General features: G+C 38.7%; 17 protein-coding genes. 9 read left to right on the top strand and 8 right to left on the bottom strand.

The window, feature by feature from the left end:
- Positions 1 to 1,671, top strand: a complete 1,671-nt coding sequence (locus tag AC6JA8_RS18115; protein ID WP_497975061.1) for a protein O-mannosyl-transferase family — start codon at positions 1 to 3, stop codon at positions 1,669 to 1,671.
- On the opposite strand, the gene AC6JA8_RS18110 is transcribed toward AC6JA8_RS18115, so the two are convergent.
- The 3 genes from AC6JA8_RS18110 to AC6JA8_RS18100 are packed head-to-tail and all read right to left on the bottom strand — an operon-like array spanning position 1,668 to position 5,369.
- The gene (locus tag AC6JA8_RS18110) at positions 1,668 to 2,993 is read right to left on the bottom strand and encodes a DegT/DnrJ/EryC1/StrS family aminotransferase (protein WP_497975060.1); all 1,326 of its coding nucleotides are present in this window, start codon (positions 2,991 to 2,993) and stop codon (positions 1,668 to 1,670) included. The genes AC6JA8_RS18115 and AC6JA8_RS18110 overlap by 4 nt on opposite strands.
- Positions 2,956 to 4,251, bottom strand: a complete 1,296-nt coding sequence (locus AC6JA8_RS18105; RefSeq protein ID WP_497975059.1) for a DegT/DnrJ/EryC1/StrS family aminotransferase — start codon at positions 4,249 to 4,251, stop codon at positions 2,956 to 2,958. Before AC6JA8_RS18105 ends, AC6JA8_RS18110 begins: the two co-directional genes overlap by 38 nt.
- Entirely contained in the window at positions 4,251 to 5,369 is a 1,119-nt protein-coding gene (locus tag AC6JA8_RS18100) for a radical SAM protein (protein WP_497975058.1), read from the bottom strand. Before AC6JA8_RS18100 ends, AC6JA8_RS18105 begins: the two co-directional genes overlap by 1 nt.
- Before the next feature lie 78 nt (positions 5,370 to 5,447).
- Here AC6JA8_RS18100 and AC6JA8_RS18095 point away from each other — a divergent pair, with 78 nt between their 5' ends.
- Genes AC6JA8_RS18095 through AC6JA8_RS18085 form a run of 3 tightly spaced genes read left to right on the top strand, consistent with a single transcriptional unit; the run spans position 5,448 to position 8,335 of the window.
- On the top strand, positions 5,448 to 6,623 hold the full coding sequence (locus tag AC6JA8_RS18095; RefSeq protein WP_497975057.1) for a DegT/DnrJ/EryC1/StrS family aminotransferase: 1,176 nt from the start codon (positions 5,448 to 5,450) through the stop codon (positions 6,621 to 6,623).
- 3 nt (positions 6,624 to 6,626) lie between these two features.
- Positions 6,627 to 7,337, top strand: coding sequence for a glycosyltransferase family 2 protein (locus tag AC6JA8_RS18090; protein WP_497975056.1), 711 nt, complete (start codon positions 6,627 to 6,629; stop codon positions 7,335 to 7,337).
- A complete protein-coding gene (locus tag AC6JA8_RS18085) occupies positions 7,334 to 8,335 on the top strand; it encodes a radical SAM/SPASM domain-containing protein (RefSeq protein WP_497975055.1) in 1,002 nt (333 codons plus the stop codon). Before AC6JA8_RS18090 ends, AC6JA8_RS18085 begins: the two co-directional genes overlap by 4 nt.
- Here AC6JA8_RS18085 and AC6JA8_RS18080 read toward each other — a convergent pair.
- Both AC6JA8_RS18080 and AC6JA8_RS18075 read right to left on the bottom strand, forming a co-directional pair.
- The gene (locus AC6JA8_RS18080; protein ID WP_497975054.1) at positions 8,310 to 9,245 is read right to left on the bottom strand and encodes a transketolase family protein; all 936 of its coding nucleotides are present in this window, start codon (positions 9,243 to 9,245) and stop codon (positions 8,310 to 8,312) included. The two genes, AC6JA8_RS18085 and AC6JA8_RS18080, sit on opposite strands and share 26 nt — an antisense overlap.
- Positions 9,238 to 10,071: a transketolase gene (locus tag AC6JA8_RS18075; RefSeq protein ID WP_497975053.1), complete on the bottom strand. Its 834-nt coding sequence runs from the start codon at positions 10,069 to 10,071 to the stop codon at positions 9,238 to 9,240. Before AC6JA8_RS18075 ends, AC6JA8_RS18080 begins: the two co-directional genes overlap by 8 nt.
- Before the next feature lie 45 nt (positions 10,072 to 10,116).
- Between AC6JA8_RS18075 and AC6JA8_RS18070 the strand changes: the two genes are divergently transcribed.
- From AC6JA8_RS18070 to AC6JA8_RS18060, 3 genes are read left to right on the top strand one after another with little or no spacing between them, the layout of a single operon-like run.
- The gene (locus AC6JA8_RS18070) at positions 10,117 to 11,190 is read left to right on the top strand and encodes a radical SAM protein (RefSeq protein ID WP_497975052.1); all 1,074 of its coding nucleotides are present in this window, start codon (positions 10,117 to 10,119) and stop codon (positions 11,188 to 11,190) included.
- Positions 11,191 to 12,540 carry an SGNH/GDSL hydrolase family protein gene (locus tag AC6JA8_RS18065; RefSeq protein ID WP_497975051.1) on the top strand — a complete coding sequence of 450 codons (1,350 nt, stop codon included), beginning with the start codon at positions 11,191 to 11,193 and terminating at the stop codon, positions 12,538 to 12,540.
- The gene (locus tag AC6JA8_RS18060) at positions 12,537 to 12,746 is read left to right on the top strand and encodes a DUF5989 family protein (RefSeq protein WP_102245208.1); all 210 of its coding nucleotides are present in this window, start codon (positions 12,537 to 12,539) and stop codon (positions 12,744 to 12,746) included. The genes AC6JA8_RS18065 and AC6JA8_RS18060 overlap by 4 nt, the downstream gene beginning before the upstream one ends.
- On the opposite strand, the gene AC6JA8_RS18055 is transcribed toward AC6JA8_RS18060, so the two are convergent.
- Positions 12,743 to 13,600: a radical SAM protein gene (locus tag AC6JA8_RS18055; protein WP_497975050.1), complete on the bottom strand. Its 858-nt coding sequence runs from the start codon at positions 13,598 to 13,600 to the stop codon at positions 12,743 to 12,745. The two genes, AC6JA8_RS18060 and AC6JA8_RS18055, sit on opposite strands and share 4 nt — an antisense overlap.
- On the bottom strand, positions 13,593 to 14,399 hold the full coding sequence (locus AC6JA8_RS18050) for a glycosyltransferase family 9 protein (RefSeq protein ID WP_497975049.1): 807 nt from the start codon (positions 14,397 to 14,399) through the stop codon (positions 13,593 to 13,595). Before AC6JA8_RS18050 ends, AC6JA8_RS18055 begins: the two co-directional genes overlap by 8 nt.
- A gap of 107 nt (positions 14,400 to 14,506) precedes the next feature.
- Between AC6JA8_RS18050 and AC6JA8_RS18045 the strand changes: the two genes are divergently transcribed.
- Entirely contained in the window at positions 14,507 to 15,799 is a 1,293-nt protein-coding gene (locus AC6JA8_RS18045; protein WP_497975048.1) for a glycosyltransferase family 4 protein, read from the top strand.
- A complete protein-coding gene (locus AC6JA8_RS18040; RefSeq protein ID WP_497975047.1) occupies positions 15,777 to 16,748 on the top strand; it encodes a hypothetical protein in 972 nt (323 codons plus the stop codon). Before AC6JA8_RS18045 ends, AC6JA8_RS18040 begins: the two co-directional genes overlap by 23 nt.
- Here AC6JA8_RS18040 and AC6JA8_RS18035 read toward each other — a convergent pair.
- Positions 16,742 to 18,022, bottom strand: a complete 1,281-nt coding sequence (locus AC6JA8_RS18035; protein WP_497976893.1) for a twitch domain-containing radical SAM protein — start codon at positions 18,020 to 18,022, stop codon at positions 16,742 to 16,744. The two genes, AC6JA8_RS18040 and AC6JA8_RS18035, sit on opposite strands and share 7 nt — an antisense overlap.
- Between the last annotated feature and the right edge of the window lie 28 nt (positions 18,023 to 18,050).

The raw sequence follows: 18,050 nt of genomic DNA, 5'->3' as shown, positions 1-18,050 counted from the left end.
ATGCTTAAACAGGATCTTTTTCAAACAGAACAATCGCAAAGAAGAGCTTTTTACTGCTTGTGGGGATTCGTCATTTTTGTTTATCTTTTTTTTAATATCAAAATCCACATGCATGAGTCCTATGTTTACTCGGGGGCAATGGAAGGATTTTTTGATGTGACTCATGGACATTATGGAGTGAGTCCCTGGCTGCTTAATTACAATGCCTTTGGAAATTACCATCCAGATCATCCTCTTTTGCATTTATTGGGCAAAATCTTAAAAGATTTCTTGGCGCTCTTTTCTGTTGAGCTGCCTGGGATTAAAGCCGTTTCATCAATTAATACAGTCACTGGGCTTTTGGGTGGAGTCTTCTTTTATAAAATCATGAAGAGATTCACTAAGGATCAAATCTTTGCCACGCTAATGACTGTTATTTTAATGTTCTCGGATATCTTTTGGTTTGGAGCAAAATCCGGAGAAGGTTATACATCGGGACAATGTTTTAATTTATTATCAATGTACTTAATCTTTAAGTATCTTGAGGAAAAAAAGATTTCTTATATTGTTTACCAGGCCTTAAGTCTTGGAGTGGCAATGGCCTTTCACTCCTTATTTGTTTTCATGATCATTCCGCAATTTTTCCTTTTTTGGCGAGCAGATAGGAAAAATATCCTTAAAGTAGGAAGTATTATTTTTGTTATTATTCTTCTTTTTGGAATGTCATTTTATGTTCTCCCGCTTTATTTCTACATTGGCGCTAAAAGTTTAGGTGAAATGATAAAGGTCTTCCTGTTTTATAGTGATGAAATGGGAGTCTGGACTAAAGAAGCTTACAGTCTTTATAGTATTGTATGGGGACTTATTCTGTACCCATTCGTGACAGGTGTTTACCATTTAATTTACACAGTACTAGAAGGTTATCATGTTATTTGGCTTTTCTTTAGGCTAGTCCTGATTGTTATTGGATACAATGCTATAAAAATGGCAATGAAAGATAAGGCCCATGAAACCCGATTTATGCTTTGGTGGTTTGCTACTTATTTTATTTTTACCAGTTATATTCTTTTTTTACCTTACGATATCACTTACTGGCTCTTTTTAATGCCGGCCTTTATTTTTATCCTGAGTTACTACTTTAAAAATCTTAAATACCGCAACGCCTGGGCATTGGGATTGGCCGTGGTTCTTTTTACCGGTAATTTTATCAATGATATTTACCCTAAAATGACGGTCAATGAAGATAAATATTTTTTCGTAGATCGAATTGCTGAAGAAATAAAGGACGAATCGCAAATGGCGATTGTTATCTTTGATAGTTTTGCAGAGACTAGTTACTTGAATTATTTTGGCATTGTATGGGCCATTAAGCATCATCCAGCTTTTGCCAATAAGCAGATCGAAATTATTGTTGATAATGTAGAGCTGGATAATAAATTAAAAGACCTGACTAAAGATGGTAAAAAACTTTATGTGTTAAGAAACACTCCTGGAGATCACGAAAAAGTTGAACCTCTTAAGGCCGCCATTGCCAATATTGGCTATCACTTTGTTAAAAACACAGAACTTCGCCACCACTTTAATGAAAAGCTTGATAAAACTTCAGAGTTTCAGCATGTTGAATACTGGTATGATTTAGGACCTGTGGGGCATAGTTGGTTAATGCACTTAAGTCTTTACGAAAAAAACTAGTGTGCTATTTCATTTAATGTCATAGCGATATGGCGCATATGATTTTCAGAGTATTTCTCATTCAGCGGAATAAAGACAGTATCATACTTAATAGTGCGAGCATTTTCTAAGATCTTGGTGTGTGGGGAAAAGACAGTTTCTTCCGAGCAAAGATTAAGTCCATAACTTCCATTATCAATCCCATTTTTAAAGAGCTTCTTGCGCATTTCTTCTCTGTGCCCAAAGCAGTTGATAGGGAAGTGATAGTAAGAGTTTCTTTGGTAATCAAAAAGATTCTGAGGAATAAATTTTCTAGCTTCTGGGCTTAAGTTTTCAAAGAGTATTTTTGCCAAATGCCGTCTTTTGTCTGTATTGGTTTTCATCTCTTCCAAGAGACCAAGGGCCATGTCGGCCTGCCAGTTACATAACCACGTATAGTAGCTTTTAGGGAATTCCGTGCGAAGCTTTGGCCTTGAACAGAAAAAAATATTATGACGGTGATCAGGATCGTGCTCAAAGTCGACGATGCCTTTGCCGTTGAGAATAGACATGATTTTTAAATAGGTATGGGTAAAGAAAATATAAATAGGTCTTAGAGTTGCTGTTTCAACAACAATACAATTTTTTAAATAATAGCCCAGGACATTTCTCGTTGGAGCACTGATAAGAGCTTCGATTTCTTTTTTGATTTTAGCTGCATATTCATCAGATTGCGTGAGAATGATTCCTCCTACGGCGGATGAAAGAATTTTTCCGCTCGAGAGTGAGCCGATACTGATATCGCCCCAAGTTCCCAGGTATTTGTCATTAAAATGGGCTTCATAATTTTGAGAGAAATCCTCAATGAAAAGAAGGTTATGTTTTTGGGCAAACTCTTTAATTTTTTGCATATCAGGGACAATACCTGAAAGATAAGTAGCCAGGAGCACGCGTGTTTTCGGATTTAATTGTTTTTCAGCTAAAGTTAGATCAAGGCAGTGATCATCCAAAGACATATCGACAAAAACGGGCTTCAGCTTCAGAAGAAGAATGGCATTAATCGTATCGGGAATGGTAATAGGAGAAAGGAGAATTTCATCTCCCTCTTTAAGGTTTAAGGATTTAAGAGTGAAATAAAGTCCCATGCGAAAAGAGGATGTCGTTAGACAATGTCGGGACTGAAAATGCTTACAAATAGCTTTTTCAAATTCTTCTGTTTTTGTTGAACGCTCCAGAGCATCTTTGGACTGAAGCTTAAAAAGAGAAAGATAAAGTCTTGGAGTTCTGTAAAAGAACTGAAAACGCGGCAAGCGATTAGAAAAATACTCATAGAGCGAAGTATTGGTTAATGGTGCTGGCAACATGCTTTATCTCTCGTTCGTTTAAATAGTGAAAGTTGGGAAGAAAGTACGAATGATTTCCCATTTTTAGGGCAACCGGCGCACTTTGTTTTAAGTCTTTAAAAATATCCATATCTGGCAGGCAAGGCAAGGTTGTTTTCCCCGGATCAATACCATGATCAAAGAGGAAATGCTCAAAGTGTTTTTGATCATCAACATAAATAGGAATTCGCCAAAAAGAATGATTGGCCTTCTCTTCTAAGTGAGGAAGCCTCGCCTTTGCTTTATCTGAGAGATGCTCAATAAGAAGCAAGGTGTTTTGTCTTCTTCTGCGCTCAAAATCGTCCATGTCTTTTAGACCCTGAAGGCCAACTTCGGCCTGCAGATCATTAAAGTGATAGAGCATATCATGAGGGATTTTCGTCCTTCTTTCATCTCCAGAGCCACCAAATAATCCTTTAAAGAAAATCCATGGGCCTAGTTTAAGTCCTCTGCCATCAATTAAATCTTCAATGAGTTTAGCGTCGATCGCAAAGAGGATTTTAAAAATGTAGTAAGTAAAAAAAGAGAAGAGATAAGGATTTAGCGCTAAAGAAGCAACTATATCTTCTTTTAAAAATTTCCAAAAATATTTTTTACTCAAAGGGTGAAAATCTCTCACCGTGTTTTTTCTAATGGCCCTCATTTGGTCTGCTGATTTTACACAAAGAAGTGACCCCATGTGGGTGTGTAGATCCTTGAGAGAGCATGTAGAATAAAACGTAGCATTGGCAAACTCAGTGACAGGTTTTCCTTCAAAAGATGTCCCATAAGACTGAGTGCAATCTTGTATGAAGATAAGATTGTTCTTTTGAGTAAAGGCCAGGATCTCATTCATATCTGGAAGAATCCCATACAAATGTGTGAGATAAAGAACTTTGCTTTTTGATGTTAAAAGCTTCTCGGCCTTAGAAATATCTGCTGTATGAGTGTTTTCTTTGAAATCGACAAAAACGGGTTTTAATCCAAGGAGTAAAACCATGTTAACCATATCAGGAAGTGTGGTTGGTGACATTAAGACTTCACTTCCAGCATCAAGGCGATAGTACTTAAGTAAATAATATAAACTTATGCGAGCATGTGGCATGGCCAGAGCATAAGGAGAGTTAAGTTTTAAAGCAGCTTCTTTTTCAAATTCTTCAACCTTGTTTTGGCTTGAAAAATTTTTAAATGGATAAGTCACCAGCGTTTGCAGGATTCTTCCAAAGGAAAGGTAATAGACACCGCGAGGAATCTTTCTCATCAGGCCTCTGCCCGCTTGTCTTCAAAAGTAGCTTCCAGGCACGTATGGCAGTAGTCCACTTTTTTCCCTTTATCTTGAAAAGCTTTAAGGAGTTCACGGTAGCGAGGAAGAGTAAAAATATTTCTGATGTCGTAATTGATGTCTTTAATGTTAGTCACTTTGTATTTTAAACAGAAAATGACATCGCCATTTGGCTGGATATAAAGCTCGTGAAAAGGCTTGTTGCAAGCTGTGACATCAAACTGCCCGGGATTTTCAATATAGTCTTTTAATTTCTGCTTATTTTTAAAGACATTCGTAAAACCAATATTCATACGAGATGTTTTTTTATAATCAAAAATATGATCAATGAGAGCATGGATTTTTGGGATTTTAATTTTTTCATACATATGAATGGGAGCTTGTGCTTTAAAAGCATCATTCACATTCTCAAATAGTTCAAAAGGTTCATTAGAAAGTAGATTGAAGTAAAGGTGGGAGGCCTTGAGTTCTTTTTCAGAATAGTCCATGAGCTCTGGGATATCCTGGTAATTTTCGTTAGTGATGACAACCTTGATTCCCACAATAGGATAGTTACTTCCTCTTTTCTTTTTTAATTCTTCAAGTTTTTTAATTGTTGCCGTGGTCTTTTCAAAATAATTGATATGACCGCCAAGGATACGATTATGAGTGCGCTCCATACCGTGAAGTGAAAACATTAGGTAGTGAAGTTTAGAATCAATAAGTTTATTGAGCTGCTCTTCGTTTAATGTGGTTCCATTACTAACGATAGAGGCCTTGCGTTTTTTTTGCCCGATAAATTCTAAAAGATCAAATAAGTGGGGATAAAGAAAAGCTTCTCCTCCAGTAAAGGAGATGGCGGTATAAAAAGGAGCATTGCTCACAAGCTTTTTCCAGCTTTCCAGATCAATTTCAGACTTTCTTTCGACCTGAGTGTTTTTGCCGACGTTGTAACAAAAATGGCAGTCAACGTTGCAGATATTGGTGATCTTAAAAGTGATTTTACTTGGGTAAAAATGATGAACATTAAAGAGCTTTTGCGCTAAAAATCCATAGAGATCGGAGTACGCCAAAAAAATTCTACGAGTGAATTTATTAATTAATCTCTGTGGATTCATAGGGGAAATTATACTCTTAAATAATTCACAGTAGCAATAACACATGGAGCGTGAGAAGATATTTTCAGAGGCAAAACGATGATCCCTAGGTTTAAACCCAATCTTGGTTGGGGCGAATTTAAGAAAATTTTCTCTCTTACACCAAAGTCAGAAGTTCAAGACTTTGAAGAAGAGTTTGCTGTTTTTATGGGACAGAAGTACGCCCGTTCTTTTTCTTATGGGAGAATGGTGCTCTATGCTTTTTTAAAAGCTCATCAAATCGAGAAAAAGGAGATTATCCTCCCGGCCTATACCTGCATTGTTATGGCGCATGCCATAGAAGAAAGTGGCAATCACTCGGTTTTTGTCGATGTACGAAAAGAAGACCTTTCGATAGATTTTGAGCTTTTAAAGAAAGCTATAACCAAAGAAACTGGTGCCATTGTTTTTACTTCGCTCTACGGGGCTCCCGTTAATTTAGGCGAAGTTCAATTTATTAAAGAGCATTATCCCCATATCAAAATCATTCAGGACTGCACCCATTTACTCAATGGGAAATCCCAAGGGAAAACCATCGCTCATTTTGGGGATATGGCCCTCTTTGGGCTTGGGCTTAGTAAGCCCGTGACCTCTGTTTTTGGAGGGATGCTCACGACTAATGATGCAGAATTAATTAAGAAGATCGATTCAGTAAAAGCTCACTTGTTTTCAGACTCAGCAGCACGCGGTTTTTTTAAAAGAGCCTATCTCTTTCTTGCCTTTGTTGCTTTCTGGAAACCTTTTTATAATGTGACTAATTTTCTTGAACGCCATGGGTTTATTGATTACTTCGTTAAACTCTTTGATGTGAATAAGATTGAAATTCCAAAAGATAGTTTTCAGAACCTAAGTTCCTTCGAAGCTTCTATTGGACGCCTGCAATTAGAGAAGTTTTCTGATACGGCCGAGTCTATCCAGCTAATCTCTCGCGTTTATCAACAGGGTTTAAAAGTTTCTAAGATTGATGTCGCTGAAGACGTAGTTGTGTCGCACTATAATATTTTAGTAAAAAACCGCAAGTCCTATATGGAATCCATGCTTTCACATGGGATTCAGGTAGGAGATATGTATAATTATTCACTTCCAGAGCTTAAACCTTACCAGGGTCATAAGTATCTTTCAGAGCGCAATTATTCTCAAGTTGTCGCTAGAGAAATCGTCAATCTTCCTCTTTGTGTCTCAGAAAGCGAAGCCCGCCGTATTGTAGAACTCACTAATAAGTTGCTACAATCCTAGTTAATGAAGACACTGTCTATTATTGTCCCTGCCAGAAACGAAGAAGCAGAAATCGCCAACACAATTCATGGTGCTTTTAAAGCATTGTCGAAATTTAACCTTTCAGGTGAAGTGATTGCGGTTAATGATGGAAGCACGGATCAAACCGCCGTTATTCTAAAAGATCTTCAGCTTCTCTATCCCTCACTTATGGTCATCACCCATTTAAAATCTCAGGGATTAGGGGCCGCTTTTTTAAGTGGCATCCAATCAGCAAAAATGGATTATGCTTTTTTACTTCCAGGCGACAATGAAAATGACCCGGAAAGTGTCATGATTCATGTAGCAGATTTAAATCAAGAAGATGTCTTGGTGACCTACGTTGAAAACCCGGAAGAGCGCAGTGCTTTTAGGCAAAAGCTTTCTCGCATTTATACGCATATTATTAATTTAGCTTTCGGACATAGACTTAAGTATTTTAATGGGACTTCTTTATACAAAGTCTCAGTCATAAAAAAAATCAATCTTGAAAGCCGAGGCTTTTTTTTTACAGCGGAAATCTTACTTAAACTTTTAAGAGGAGAAGCTCAGTATAAAGAAGTTCCTATCAGGCTTACTAATGTAAAACAAACGAAGTCCCAGGCCCTATCGTGGAAATCACTTAAAGAAGTTATGAAAGGATTCTGCCGGATGCTTTATTGGCAATATGTGATTTCAAGGAGAGAAGCTCTTTGAAAATCTCACTTTATCTTTATGTAATGCTGAGATTTTTAAAAAATCCACCAGAGCTTAAAGTCATCATTAACTTTTTAAAATTCCAGTTTAATAAATGGACGAAAGAGACAGTGCTCGATTTTCATCCAGTTTCCATTATTATTTCTGCGACTAAAAGATGTAACTTCGCCTGTGAGTTTTGTTTTGTTGAGACTTATATGGCCGAAAGTCCCGGAAAGGAAGGCGATCTTTCGCCTGAAGAATTAAATAAAATATTAGAGACTGATGCCGCAAAAGCAGCTCTTCGAATTGGATTTCTTGGAGGAGAGCCTTTCTTAAATAAAAATATTTTTGATTATATCGAGATTCTGCATAAGAAAAGAAAGGTCACATCTGTGGTCACGAACTCAGCTTTATTAAAAGGTGAGATGTTGGAAAAACTTAAAGTCTCTTCATTGGATGTTCTAGGACTGAGTCTTTATGATAACAACCGTGAAGATATCAGAAGGGTCGCAATGGCGATCAAAGGCAAAAAGCGCTTTTGGATGCAGTCGGTGATTGATAGTACGACGATTCATCACATGGAAGATAAAATCAGGTTTGCCCTGGATATCGGCTGTAAAGAACTTATCTTTGATAACTATTATCCAAAGACAAAAGACAGAATGAAAAAAGTTCTGTTTGAAGACAATACTGAATATAAGAGTGAAGAAAAGCGCTTAAAAGAGAAGTACAAAGGGCAAATCTATATTACCTGGGTGCCATTAATTCCCCTAGAAGAAAGAAAGGTTAAGCATTGTGTTCTACCCATGAGTTATGTGCAGTTAGACAATGCTGGGAACATTGGTCCTTGTTGTGTGCGTGCTCCGGCCAAAGAATTTGGAAACATCTTTTCATCGGAAGGTTGGAATTCTCCTGCTATTATTTCCTTGCGTGATTCTTTAACTAATCCAGATAAAAAGGCCCATGACATTTGTCGTTTCTGCCAGTGTCTTAACGAAGACCTTTACCAACTCTAAGGAAAAAATCCCTCGATTCATTTGTAAGGGATTCAGAATCAAGTGACATGATCTTAAGTAGATCATCTTGCTCACCGTAGGTTTCTGAGTATTGATGAGGAATGTTGAAGTTTTTAATTTTGATTGGTAGGTCGCGAGAAAGAATTAAGTCGCTCACCAGACTGTAGAGTCCACCTGTCTTAATGTGCTCTTCCATTGTCACAACTCTCTCAATTCCTTCCAGTTGTTTTTCCAGTGCTAAGGCGTTGAGAGGGCGCAGGCTATGAAGGTCAATGACTTTTACATTGAGGCCGTCTGCTCTTAGATTTTCAGCAACTTTCATCGCAGTATGAGACATATACCCATTAGAAATAATGGCGAATTTTTCACCATTTTTTAAGAGACAAGGCTCGCCAAAGACGATGTCGTGCTTTGAAGTGAGGTCTGGATAGTTATCGCGGGCCACGCGGATATATATTGGGCCATGGTAATCAACAGATTGCTTTAAAAGTTGGAGTATCTGATTTTTATCGGCCGGAACAATGACTGCCATATTCGGAAGTGCCATCATCAGGGCAATATCTTCAATGATGGTATGGGTAGGACCCATTGGTCCGTAAATAAGTCCTCCGCCATTGGCAAACAGACGGACATTCGTTTTTTCTAAACAGAGATTAATTGAAATCTGATCAAGGCAGCGACGAGTAAGGAAAGAGGCGATCGTGTTGACATAAACGATCTTTCCATTGAGCGCCATACCTGCGGCCATGCCGATAATATATTGTTCAGAAATCCCTTCCATAAAAAATTGTTCAGGGAGAGTTTTTTTGAATTCTTCGAGAACTTTAAAACCTAAATCGGACCCGACAAATACAATGCGTTTGTCATTTTTGGCCATTTGAAAAATTTCATTTAATCCAGAACTACGCATGGCAATCAATCTCCATCAGTAGCTGGTCTCTAAAATCTTCACTCATTGATCTCAGGTGATGGTGAGCAAGATTTCCTTCAAGTGCCTTTGCTCCTAGACCTTTAATCGAATGGGATACGATACATTTAGGGCCTTTCGTCTTTTGTAAGCGAGCGAAACTTTCCATAAATGAATAAGGAGAGTTAATCGTATCAATTTCTTCACATTGAAAACCAAAACTTTGCCATTTGGCCTTTAAGTCATCGAGAGGGCAAATGACTTGCGTGTGATCATAAGACTGGTATTTATTGTAATCGACAATAATCCAAAAATTATCTAACTGGTGTTTGTTGGCGGCGAGAGCGGCTTCCCAAACACTGCCTTCGTTACACTCGCCGTCTCCGACGATAACGAAAATATTTGAGTTTTTATTTGTCAGTGCCATACCGATTCCCAGGGATGGCCCATGGCCCAATGACCCTGTTGAGACTTCGATGCCAGGAACTTTTCTCGAGGGGTGTCCTCCCAGAATTCCTTCTTTTGAGCAGAAGCGAAGCAGCTCTTCTTTTGGGAAAAAGTTTAAGTCTGCTAAAATGGCGTATTGCCCTAAACAACCGTGGCCTTTACTTAAAATAATGCGGTCGCGGTCTTGAGTCATTTCGGGTGTAATTTTCGCCAGTTGATAATAAAGCATCACTAGGATTTCAATCATAGAGAAAGCAGAAGGAATGTGCCCTTTTTGAGCAGCGAAAGCTGTATGGACAATGTCTTTTCTGATTTGTTTACTCTTCTCTTTGAAGAAGGAGATGTCTTTCATACCTAACACGATATAGTTTTCATTCTGCATGTTCAAGCTTATACTCAAGAGCGTAACACTTGGGAGTTAAGATTCATGACTGATCACTATTTCATGGATGGCCATAAGATGCTTTGGCATTTCGACAAAGTATTGAAGGTTAAAAATGGCGAAAGGATTGCGCCAATCTATCTGGAAGTCTCCCCAGTATCTTATTGCAATCACAAATGTAATTTCTGCGGCAAGGATTTTGTTCAATCGCCGGATCATCTTCTTAAAACATCTGTCTTTTCTGAGTTTGTGACTTTCGCAGGAAAAAGTGGGCTTAAGAGTTTAATGTTTGCTGGAGAAGGCGAGCCACTTTTACACCCGCAGTTTAAAGAATTAGTCGCAGTGACAAAAGACTCAGGTGTCGATGTTTCCATTACGACTAATGGCTCAAGAGCGACGGTTGAGTTATGGGAAGAAGTTCTTCCATTATTAACCTGGATTCGTTTCAGTGTTAATGGAGGAAGTCCAGAGGTGTATTCAAAAGTTCACCATACGACGCTTAAAGAATTTGATAAGGTTTGTAGAAATATTCAGGAAGCTGTCAGGATTAAAAAAGAAAAAAATCTTAAAACAACTCTTGGAGTGCAGTTTGTAGTCTTGGAAGAAAACAAACACCAAATGCGCGAGATGGTGAAGATCTTTACTGATATAGGTGTCGATTATATTGCGTTTAAACCTTTTTCTCGAAACCCTCAAATGATCTTGGATAAAAACGAAGTCTACGATCAAGCTATCATGAATGAACTTGATGCTATTCATGAAGAAAATAAGAACAATTCGACTCAAATTATTTGCCGTTCAGAAGCCTTTGATAAATACCGCTCACAAGAAATCACTTACCCAAGATGCCATGCGCTTCCTTACTGGGGATACATGACAGCGAGTGGGGATTTTTACACATGCCCCATTCATATTGGGAATGAGAAATTCAGAGCGGGGAACATCAATCTTCATAGTCCTGAAAAAGTTCTTTTCGGAGACGAAAGAGAAGCTTCAGTTCAATACGCACGCAATGAGCTGGATGTGAGAAGCACTTGCCGAGTCAACTGCCGCATGGCCCGAGTTAATGAATTCCTTGAGCAAATTAACCGCGAACCTGAGCATGTGAACTTCATCTAAATGAAAAACTGGAAAACAAAACTCACCATTTTTTTTCTTTCGCTTATTGTTTCAGTTACTGCTGTTGAGTTTGGGCTACGCTACCTGATTAAAAAAACCAATCTTCCCCGCATCTATCATGATGTGGCCGAATACAATCTTTCAGACCGCGAATCGGCCGGAAAAAGTGACTATTACCGCGATCGTTCCATGGAGATTTACGGAGGCAAAGAGCCTTTGGAAATTCTTTGCATTGGAGACTCATTCACCAATGGGGGAAACACTTTTTGGGATAATTCTTATCCGTATAAACTCTATTTAAAATTTAATAAGAAAGTGACGGTGAGAAACCTTGGGGTTTGTGCCAGTACAACCGAGCAGATTGCCACCCGACTTGAAGACTTTTATAAAAGTAATCAATACTCATCTGAGAAAAAATATGTCATTGCTGTGATGGCCGGAAGTGCAGACGTTTTTGCAGGAAGTGAACTGGTTCAAAAGATCTCGGCCCTCAACATCTCAAAAGAGCAGAAATGGGTAGAGATGAATCAGAAAACTGATTCTTTTTTCTCTCAGTTCTATTTTTATAAAGTGGTGACTCTTCTTGCTCAAGATTTAAAAAATAGAATCGATAAAGTCGACTCGGTGACAGAGCAGGTCACTTTTTCCAATCAAGAGCTCTCAGCTTGTCATAGCGCCAAAACATCAAAAGAGAGAGTGGATTGCCTGGTTAAGACGCTCAAGATGGAGAGTTATAAAAAACTGTCTCAAGGTTCAAAAGAGTATCTTATTATTCGTTTCTTACTAGAAAAAAAGGCCTTTAAGTCGAGTGAAGTCACTGAAGTGATCCGCGATTTTATGGGACTTGTGGAGTATCAACCTCAACTCTTAGAGCGTGATTACCTGGTGATGAATTTACTGGGGCTGGTTAAACTCCAGGATATTGTGAGTTTTGAAGAATTAAAAACAGCGATTGAAAAGAATTCTTCCAGAATTGCTCCTGAGGCTCAGAAAGTGAATCAAGAGCTTATTTCTAACGCCAGTTACTGGTATGACAATTTAGAAAAATTAAATGGTGAGCGCGATATCTATTGGAAGAAAATCTTTACGCTGGCCCGTGAGCACAACTCGAGTATCGTGGTGATGAATTATCCTTTGCCATACCAATCAACGAATGGTTACCTGCAAACTCTAGCCAAAAAAGAAGGGTCTGAGTTTATCGATGTCGAAAAAATCTTCACCTTACATCAGAAGGGAGCAGATGTGTTGCTTGATGACTGGGAACACTGTAGTCCTGAAGGTTATGATTTGATTGCTCAGACACTTTATGACAAAATTGAGTTAATGAGCCAAGAAAGGAAAGGAAAATGAGCCAGACTCCAAATCAGCCTGAGAAGCTATCTTTAGTCGCCAAGTTTAAGCAAAACTTCAAAATGTTGAAGGAAATTTTTGTTTTACTTAAGACGCATAAAAAGTGGTGGCTGATGCCGATCTTTTTTATTTTCGCCATCCTGAGCATGTTCATTGTTCTTGTCGGAGGAGGATCTATTCTTCCGGCGATCTACGCTATTTTCTAAAGTTTGATTTCAACTGATGTGTGGCCGAAGTGCTGGAAGCGGTTATTTTTGACTTTGACGTCACAAGGGTTGCAACTTCCAAAGTAATCACATGGTCTGAAGATATCTTCGATTTGATAATTAGGATCGAGGATGTCGCCTACAGGATTTTTGTTGTTGTAGAGGTCGTGGTGGCAGCGGAAAACTTTCCCAAAAGGATCAATAAGTAGTTCACTCGTTTTGCACAGGCAAGAGCGCTTCTCCTGACTAAAAACGGCTCCATGGTATTTGTATTCGCCGTAGAGTTGATTGTCGTGCATACCTAAGAAGTCTTTAAATCTAAAATCAATTCCATGAGAAGAAAAAAGTGTTTTAGCTTCTTCAACTTCTTTTAGTTGAGAAGGGTGCTTCACTCCATAAACACCGACATTAAAACCGTAAGCTTTAAGTTCGATAACTTTATTAAGTGTATCTCTTAAGTCCATGGTCTCCGGGTGATAACTCACGCGAATTGGCGCATAAGGGGCTTGTCGGTTAATTCTATTTTTGTCGATATTTTGAGCGAATTTCTCTGGAGAAAACTGAATATTAGTTAAGAGGTCAATGTCGTATTCAGCTGGCAGGGAGTTGACGATATCGTAGAAATGTTTATGAATCGTCGGCTCTCCACCTTGAAGTGTCAGAGGCACTTTGTGAGTCATTTTGAGACGAGAGAGACCTCGAGACCATTCTTGTGCCGTAAGAAGTTTTCTTCCTTTTTGCAGACCAACCAGGTGGTTGATGCAATATGAGCAGGCGATATTACAACTTAAGGTGAGAAACACTCCTACATAGTTATAATGATCCGGTACATGAATATCTGGTAGTCTACTCATGTCGATGGGCCTTAAGGTTAACGATATCGGCAAGAGTTGAAACAGCAAGATCCTGAGTAGAAACAGAAACGCCAAGTCCTGCTAAGTCAATCTCATGGCTCGATGTAGGACCAAAAAGTGCGGCAAATGGCCTTTTCATCGCTAGGGCCAGGTGAAGTCCGAGGCTGTCGTGAGTGACGATGTAATCGCAGCTGCTGATCCATTTAATGTATTCAGAAAGATTATGAAAACCTTCCTGCCATGAAATATCAAAATCAGATTGAAGAAGTTTTTCCAAAGCTTCCCAGTTTTCCAAGGGCCAGCTTTTTCCCGGCCACTTCTGACCGACTTTCCAGTTGAGACCGATTTTTAGGCGAGAGGAAGAAGTCGCAGGAAGCTCCCAATCAAAACTATAAGTTTCGTTCGTCCATTTTTTTCCAATGAGAGTAAAGAGTTTCTCACTCCAGTTCATTTTTTTAGAACTAAAGTCAGGGAGATTTTTATCACTAAAACCTAAAAGAGCAGATGTTTTAAGATGAGAGATCATTTCTAAAATCTCATCAGTTCTCTCCAGGTTTAAAATCAGGTCAAAATGTTCGTTTTCAATATCAGAGAAATCAGTCGTGAGTTTTTTGATTTTTTGATTTTTACTTAAAAGAAGAGCTGCTTCTTTTGAGGTAAACCAGGTGACATGCTCGTTTTTAAAGACTTCTAAAAGAACTGTTGTTCTCAGGACATCGCCCAGACTCACAATGTGTGTGTGTTCTGGATGAGCGTCAAAAGTTTCCGTATGTCCGGTTTTAATGATCAGGGTCTTCATTTTAGGTTCTAGAGTAACTGTTTTCTATCGAGATGACGACCATCTTTGCTGTTTGCCTTGCGACATGGGACTTGCGAAAGTCATCGTTAAAATGGAATAATTTCCCCATGAAAGAGCAGACTTTTTTAATTATCACCAAAGAGGAAGTTTCCTTCTGGAAAAGCTGCCAGCTGATCACTAAAAATTTGATTCAAAGCTATCAACTGGGCCTGAAGGGTCATAATATTCAGTTCTTAAAAGTTGAAGAAGACCTTACGCCATCCAGTGCTTATAAACATGCGCTCAAAATTAAAGAAATTAATCCGCAAGGTCTGATTTGGGTTGATCATGAACCGTGCAGTGCTTTACTTCTTAATGCTCTCAATAGTGTTTTAAGTGATAGGCGCTATAACGACAAACCTAAGTTTTTTATCCATCTTTTTGGTGACTTTGTTCTTCAATGCCGCCAATGGGAAACAACTCTTAAGAGTTTAAATGAATTCCCTGTTCATTTTTTAGTTGCTTCTGATGCTCAAAAATTACTTGTGGATAAAATGTTTATTTCCACAAAAAATATCACGACGGTCATTCCATTTCCTGTAGAAAAGAGTGTCTTTAATGCCAGTGCTTTTTCTCAGCAAAGAAACCTGATGCGTGAAAAATTTAAATTAAAAGATGAAGTCGTTCTGCTTTATACAGGACGGATGTCGTTACAAAAAAATATCGATTCGCTTATTAATACGTTCACTAAAGTTAAAAACTTGGTTGGAGGCAATGTCGAGCTTTGGCTTGCCGGCCCATGGGATAATATCCTTCTTCCTTACCACGGAACGAGAGGACTTCCGGGCTCATACTTTAGCCAGTTTAAGAGCTCACTCCTTGATAAAGGTTTAAGCAATGTCCGCTTCCTCGGTGATTTAGATGAGGAGGAATTACTTGGTGTTTACCATGCCAGTGATTTGTTTGTGAGTTTTAGCACTTTTAATGATGATGATTATGGAATGTCGATTGCTGAAGCCTTGATGTGCGGACTGCCCGCTCTCTTAACACAGTGGGGAGGTCTTCCGACATTTAAGAAATACTCTGAGCATGTTGATCTTGTTCCGGTTGAATTTCAAGATGTGAGAATGCACCCTCAATCCATTCTTGCTCAAAAGAAGATGATGGCAAAAATTTTAGAGATTAAAGAAAATAAATTTCCTAGAGAAGAAATGGCTATTTACTCGGCAACTCATCTCTCGATTGAAGCAGTTGGAAAAAAACTTGAAGAGCTCTTATTTGCAGTGGATTTCAATGCCAAGATCGAATTTTCGCAAGTTTTTTATAAACTCAGTACAACTTTTCATCTGAGTTCAGATGCTCCTTTTAAAAATAATCTAGGCCTTTATAAAGATGTGTATGGTGATTATGGAACACTTTGATTTTGGTAATTCCATTTTCTCACTGGAAAAGATCTGGGATCAGCGCACTGCTGTGTCACAAAAGACGGCGCTTTATCTTTCACCAGACTCCAACCCATATTGTTCTCGTTTAAATCCCATTTTTAGCTTCGAAGTCGAAGACGACTATTTAAGATATTTTAATGTTCTTTCTCTTCGCGATGGAGTCTATCCATTACTGCGCTTTTTCTTTATTAATCCTGCCCCTCATGTGGCGGACCCAATGATAATCATTGATGAGAAATTAGCTTCTTTGGTGCCTAAGGCCTGGAGAGAGAAAACTCTTTTAAGAAGTCTTTATACCAATGAGAAAGTTTTTCCAAAGCCGATCGAAGAGTGTTTAATCTTGATCTCCCCGGATAAAGACTCTCTTCCTCTAGAAATCATGGAAGTTGAACTTGCCAAGCTTGCCGAGAAAACAAAAAAATACCCTAAGATTTCTTTTTATTTTTCAAGTTGTATTAAAAAAGGTGAAGAGTACGCGGAAGCTGCTTCAACCTGGGGCTACACGACTTTGAATGCAGTTAATAAGGCCTTTGGAGGAAGAAATATAGAGATTTTGGATTGGGGAAAACTGCAGAAAAAAAACTTAGCGAAAGTCTGTTTTACTCATTTTAATCCACTGTCTTTTTATTTCACTGATTCGTTTTTAACTCACGATCTTCTTCAAAGAGGAGCGACTCTTTTAGATAATAAAAAATCAATGAAGAATGTCATTCATCGTGAAGAACTTTCAATGAACCACGGGGTTGAGCTGGCAGAGTGGTTTGATGATCAAAAGCGATCTCTTTATGATCAGGCCGATCTAAAGTCTCTTTTTGGAGATGAAATCAGAGAGAAACCGGCCTTTAAAGGTTATACCTTTATCACTTTAACGAATCATTCTTTTAAGCAGTTTGCCTTGGAGCGAGCAAAAGAGTTGTATCAGTAAAGGTTATTAACCTTCATCCAGAGATCAGCTTTTTTGCAGATCTTAAGGAAAGTCGCATACTCGGGAAAAGTTTCTTCGAAATTTGAATTAAATCTTCGGTCAAATTCCTGAATAAATTGTAGGAAGTGTGCCCTTAGCCATTTGTTTCTTTCATCATTTTTTGTCGAACATGCCCAATTGACCACTCTTTCAAATTTTTTCACTTCATAACTTTCAAAAGAAGGCAGCGTTTTCATGAGTTCGAGACTGGCAATTAGTTTTGCCTCCAGGCTTTCATCAAGGATATTGGCACGAAGATAATCCGGGTCCTTTAGGTAAGAGAGATCAAGAACGACTTTCTTTCCCTCTTTTTTCATGTCATCCACCCAATGAATCATCCTTTCAAATGAACCGATTGAAAGCAGATTGAATGTGCACATTAAGATCACTCGGCTTTCTGGAAGGGAGTTAAAAAGCATATTCACGTTTTTTGTAAAACGTTCGAAATCAAGTCCTCGCCTGATATAAGCAGACTCTGCTCCATGGCCGTCGAGGCTTGTATAGGTTGTGTATGAACCAATTGCTTTTTTAGCGAGAAGGACTTTTATGTGGGCCATGAACTTCTCTAGAAGTTGTGGCGAATAACTTAAGTTGGTATTGATGGCCAATTCGAGATTTGGATTCGGGTGATTTTCTAAATACTCCAGAACGCGAAACGTATTTGAAGAAAGAAGTGGTTCACCACCGGTAATACGAAATACACGCAGGGTGGGAAGAATTTCAGGAAACCATTTCCAAAAAGCCGTGATGTAAGGATTATCTCCCATAATTTCTTTATGCTTGGGCATACGGTGTTCAGAGGGAAGATTAGGGTAAGGTCCAAACTTTTCCATTTCACGTGCAATGGAAGAGCTCACATCAGAGACACAGTACATGCAATTTAAGTTACAATCAGAGCTGAAAATAACTTCGAGATAAGTGGGATTAACTGGTTTATCCCAAGAAGTGCTTAGGGCCTCATCTAATTTATCAAAGGCCCAGTGATCGATAGATTTAATAAAACGATCGGAGATATTTTCTCCTGGAGCATCTTCAATTTTCCAGCAGTACTCACACTCAGGAGGGCGGATACCTTCAAGCATCATCTTTCGCTGTTGCATTTTAAAGACGGTGTTATGTAAGGCTCCGGCATCAATTTCCAATTCTTTAAGAGGGATTTGATGTCTTTCCGGATGATGACAGCTGTGAGTGAATCCACGGCTTAAATCGAGGGTCACTTGATACCATTTGGCCAGGCAAAAGCCGTGAGGGACTTTCGCCTTA

The organism is Bacteriovorax sp. HI3 (assembly GCF_059738875.1).
Note: the sequence above shows the minus strand (reverse complement) of the source record. Positions and strands in the feature narration are given on the sequence as shown.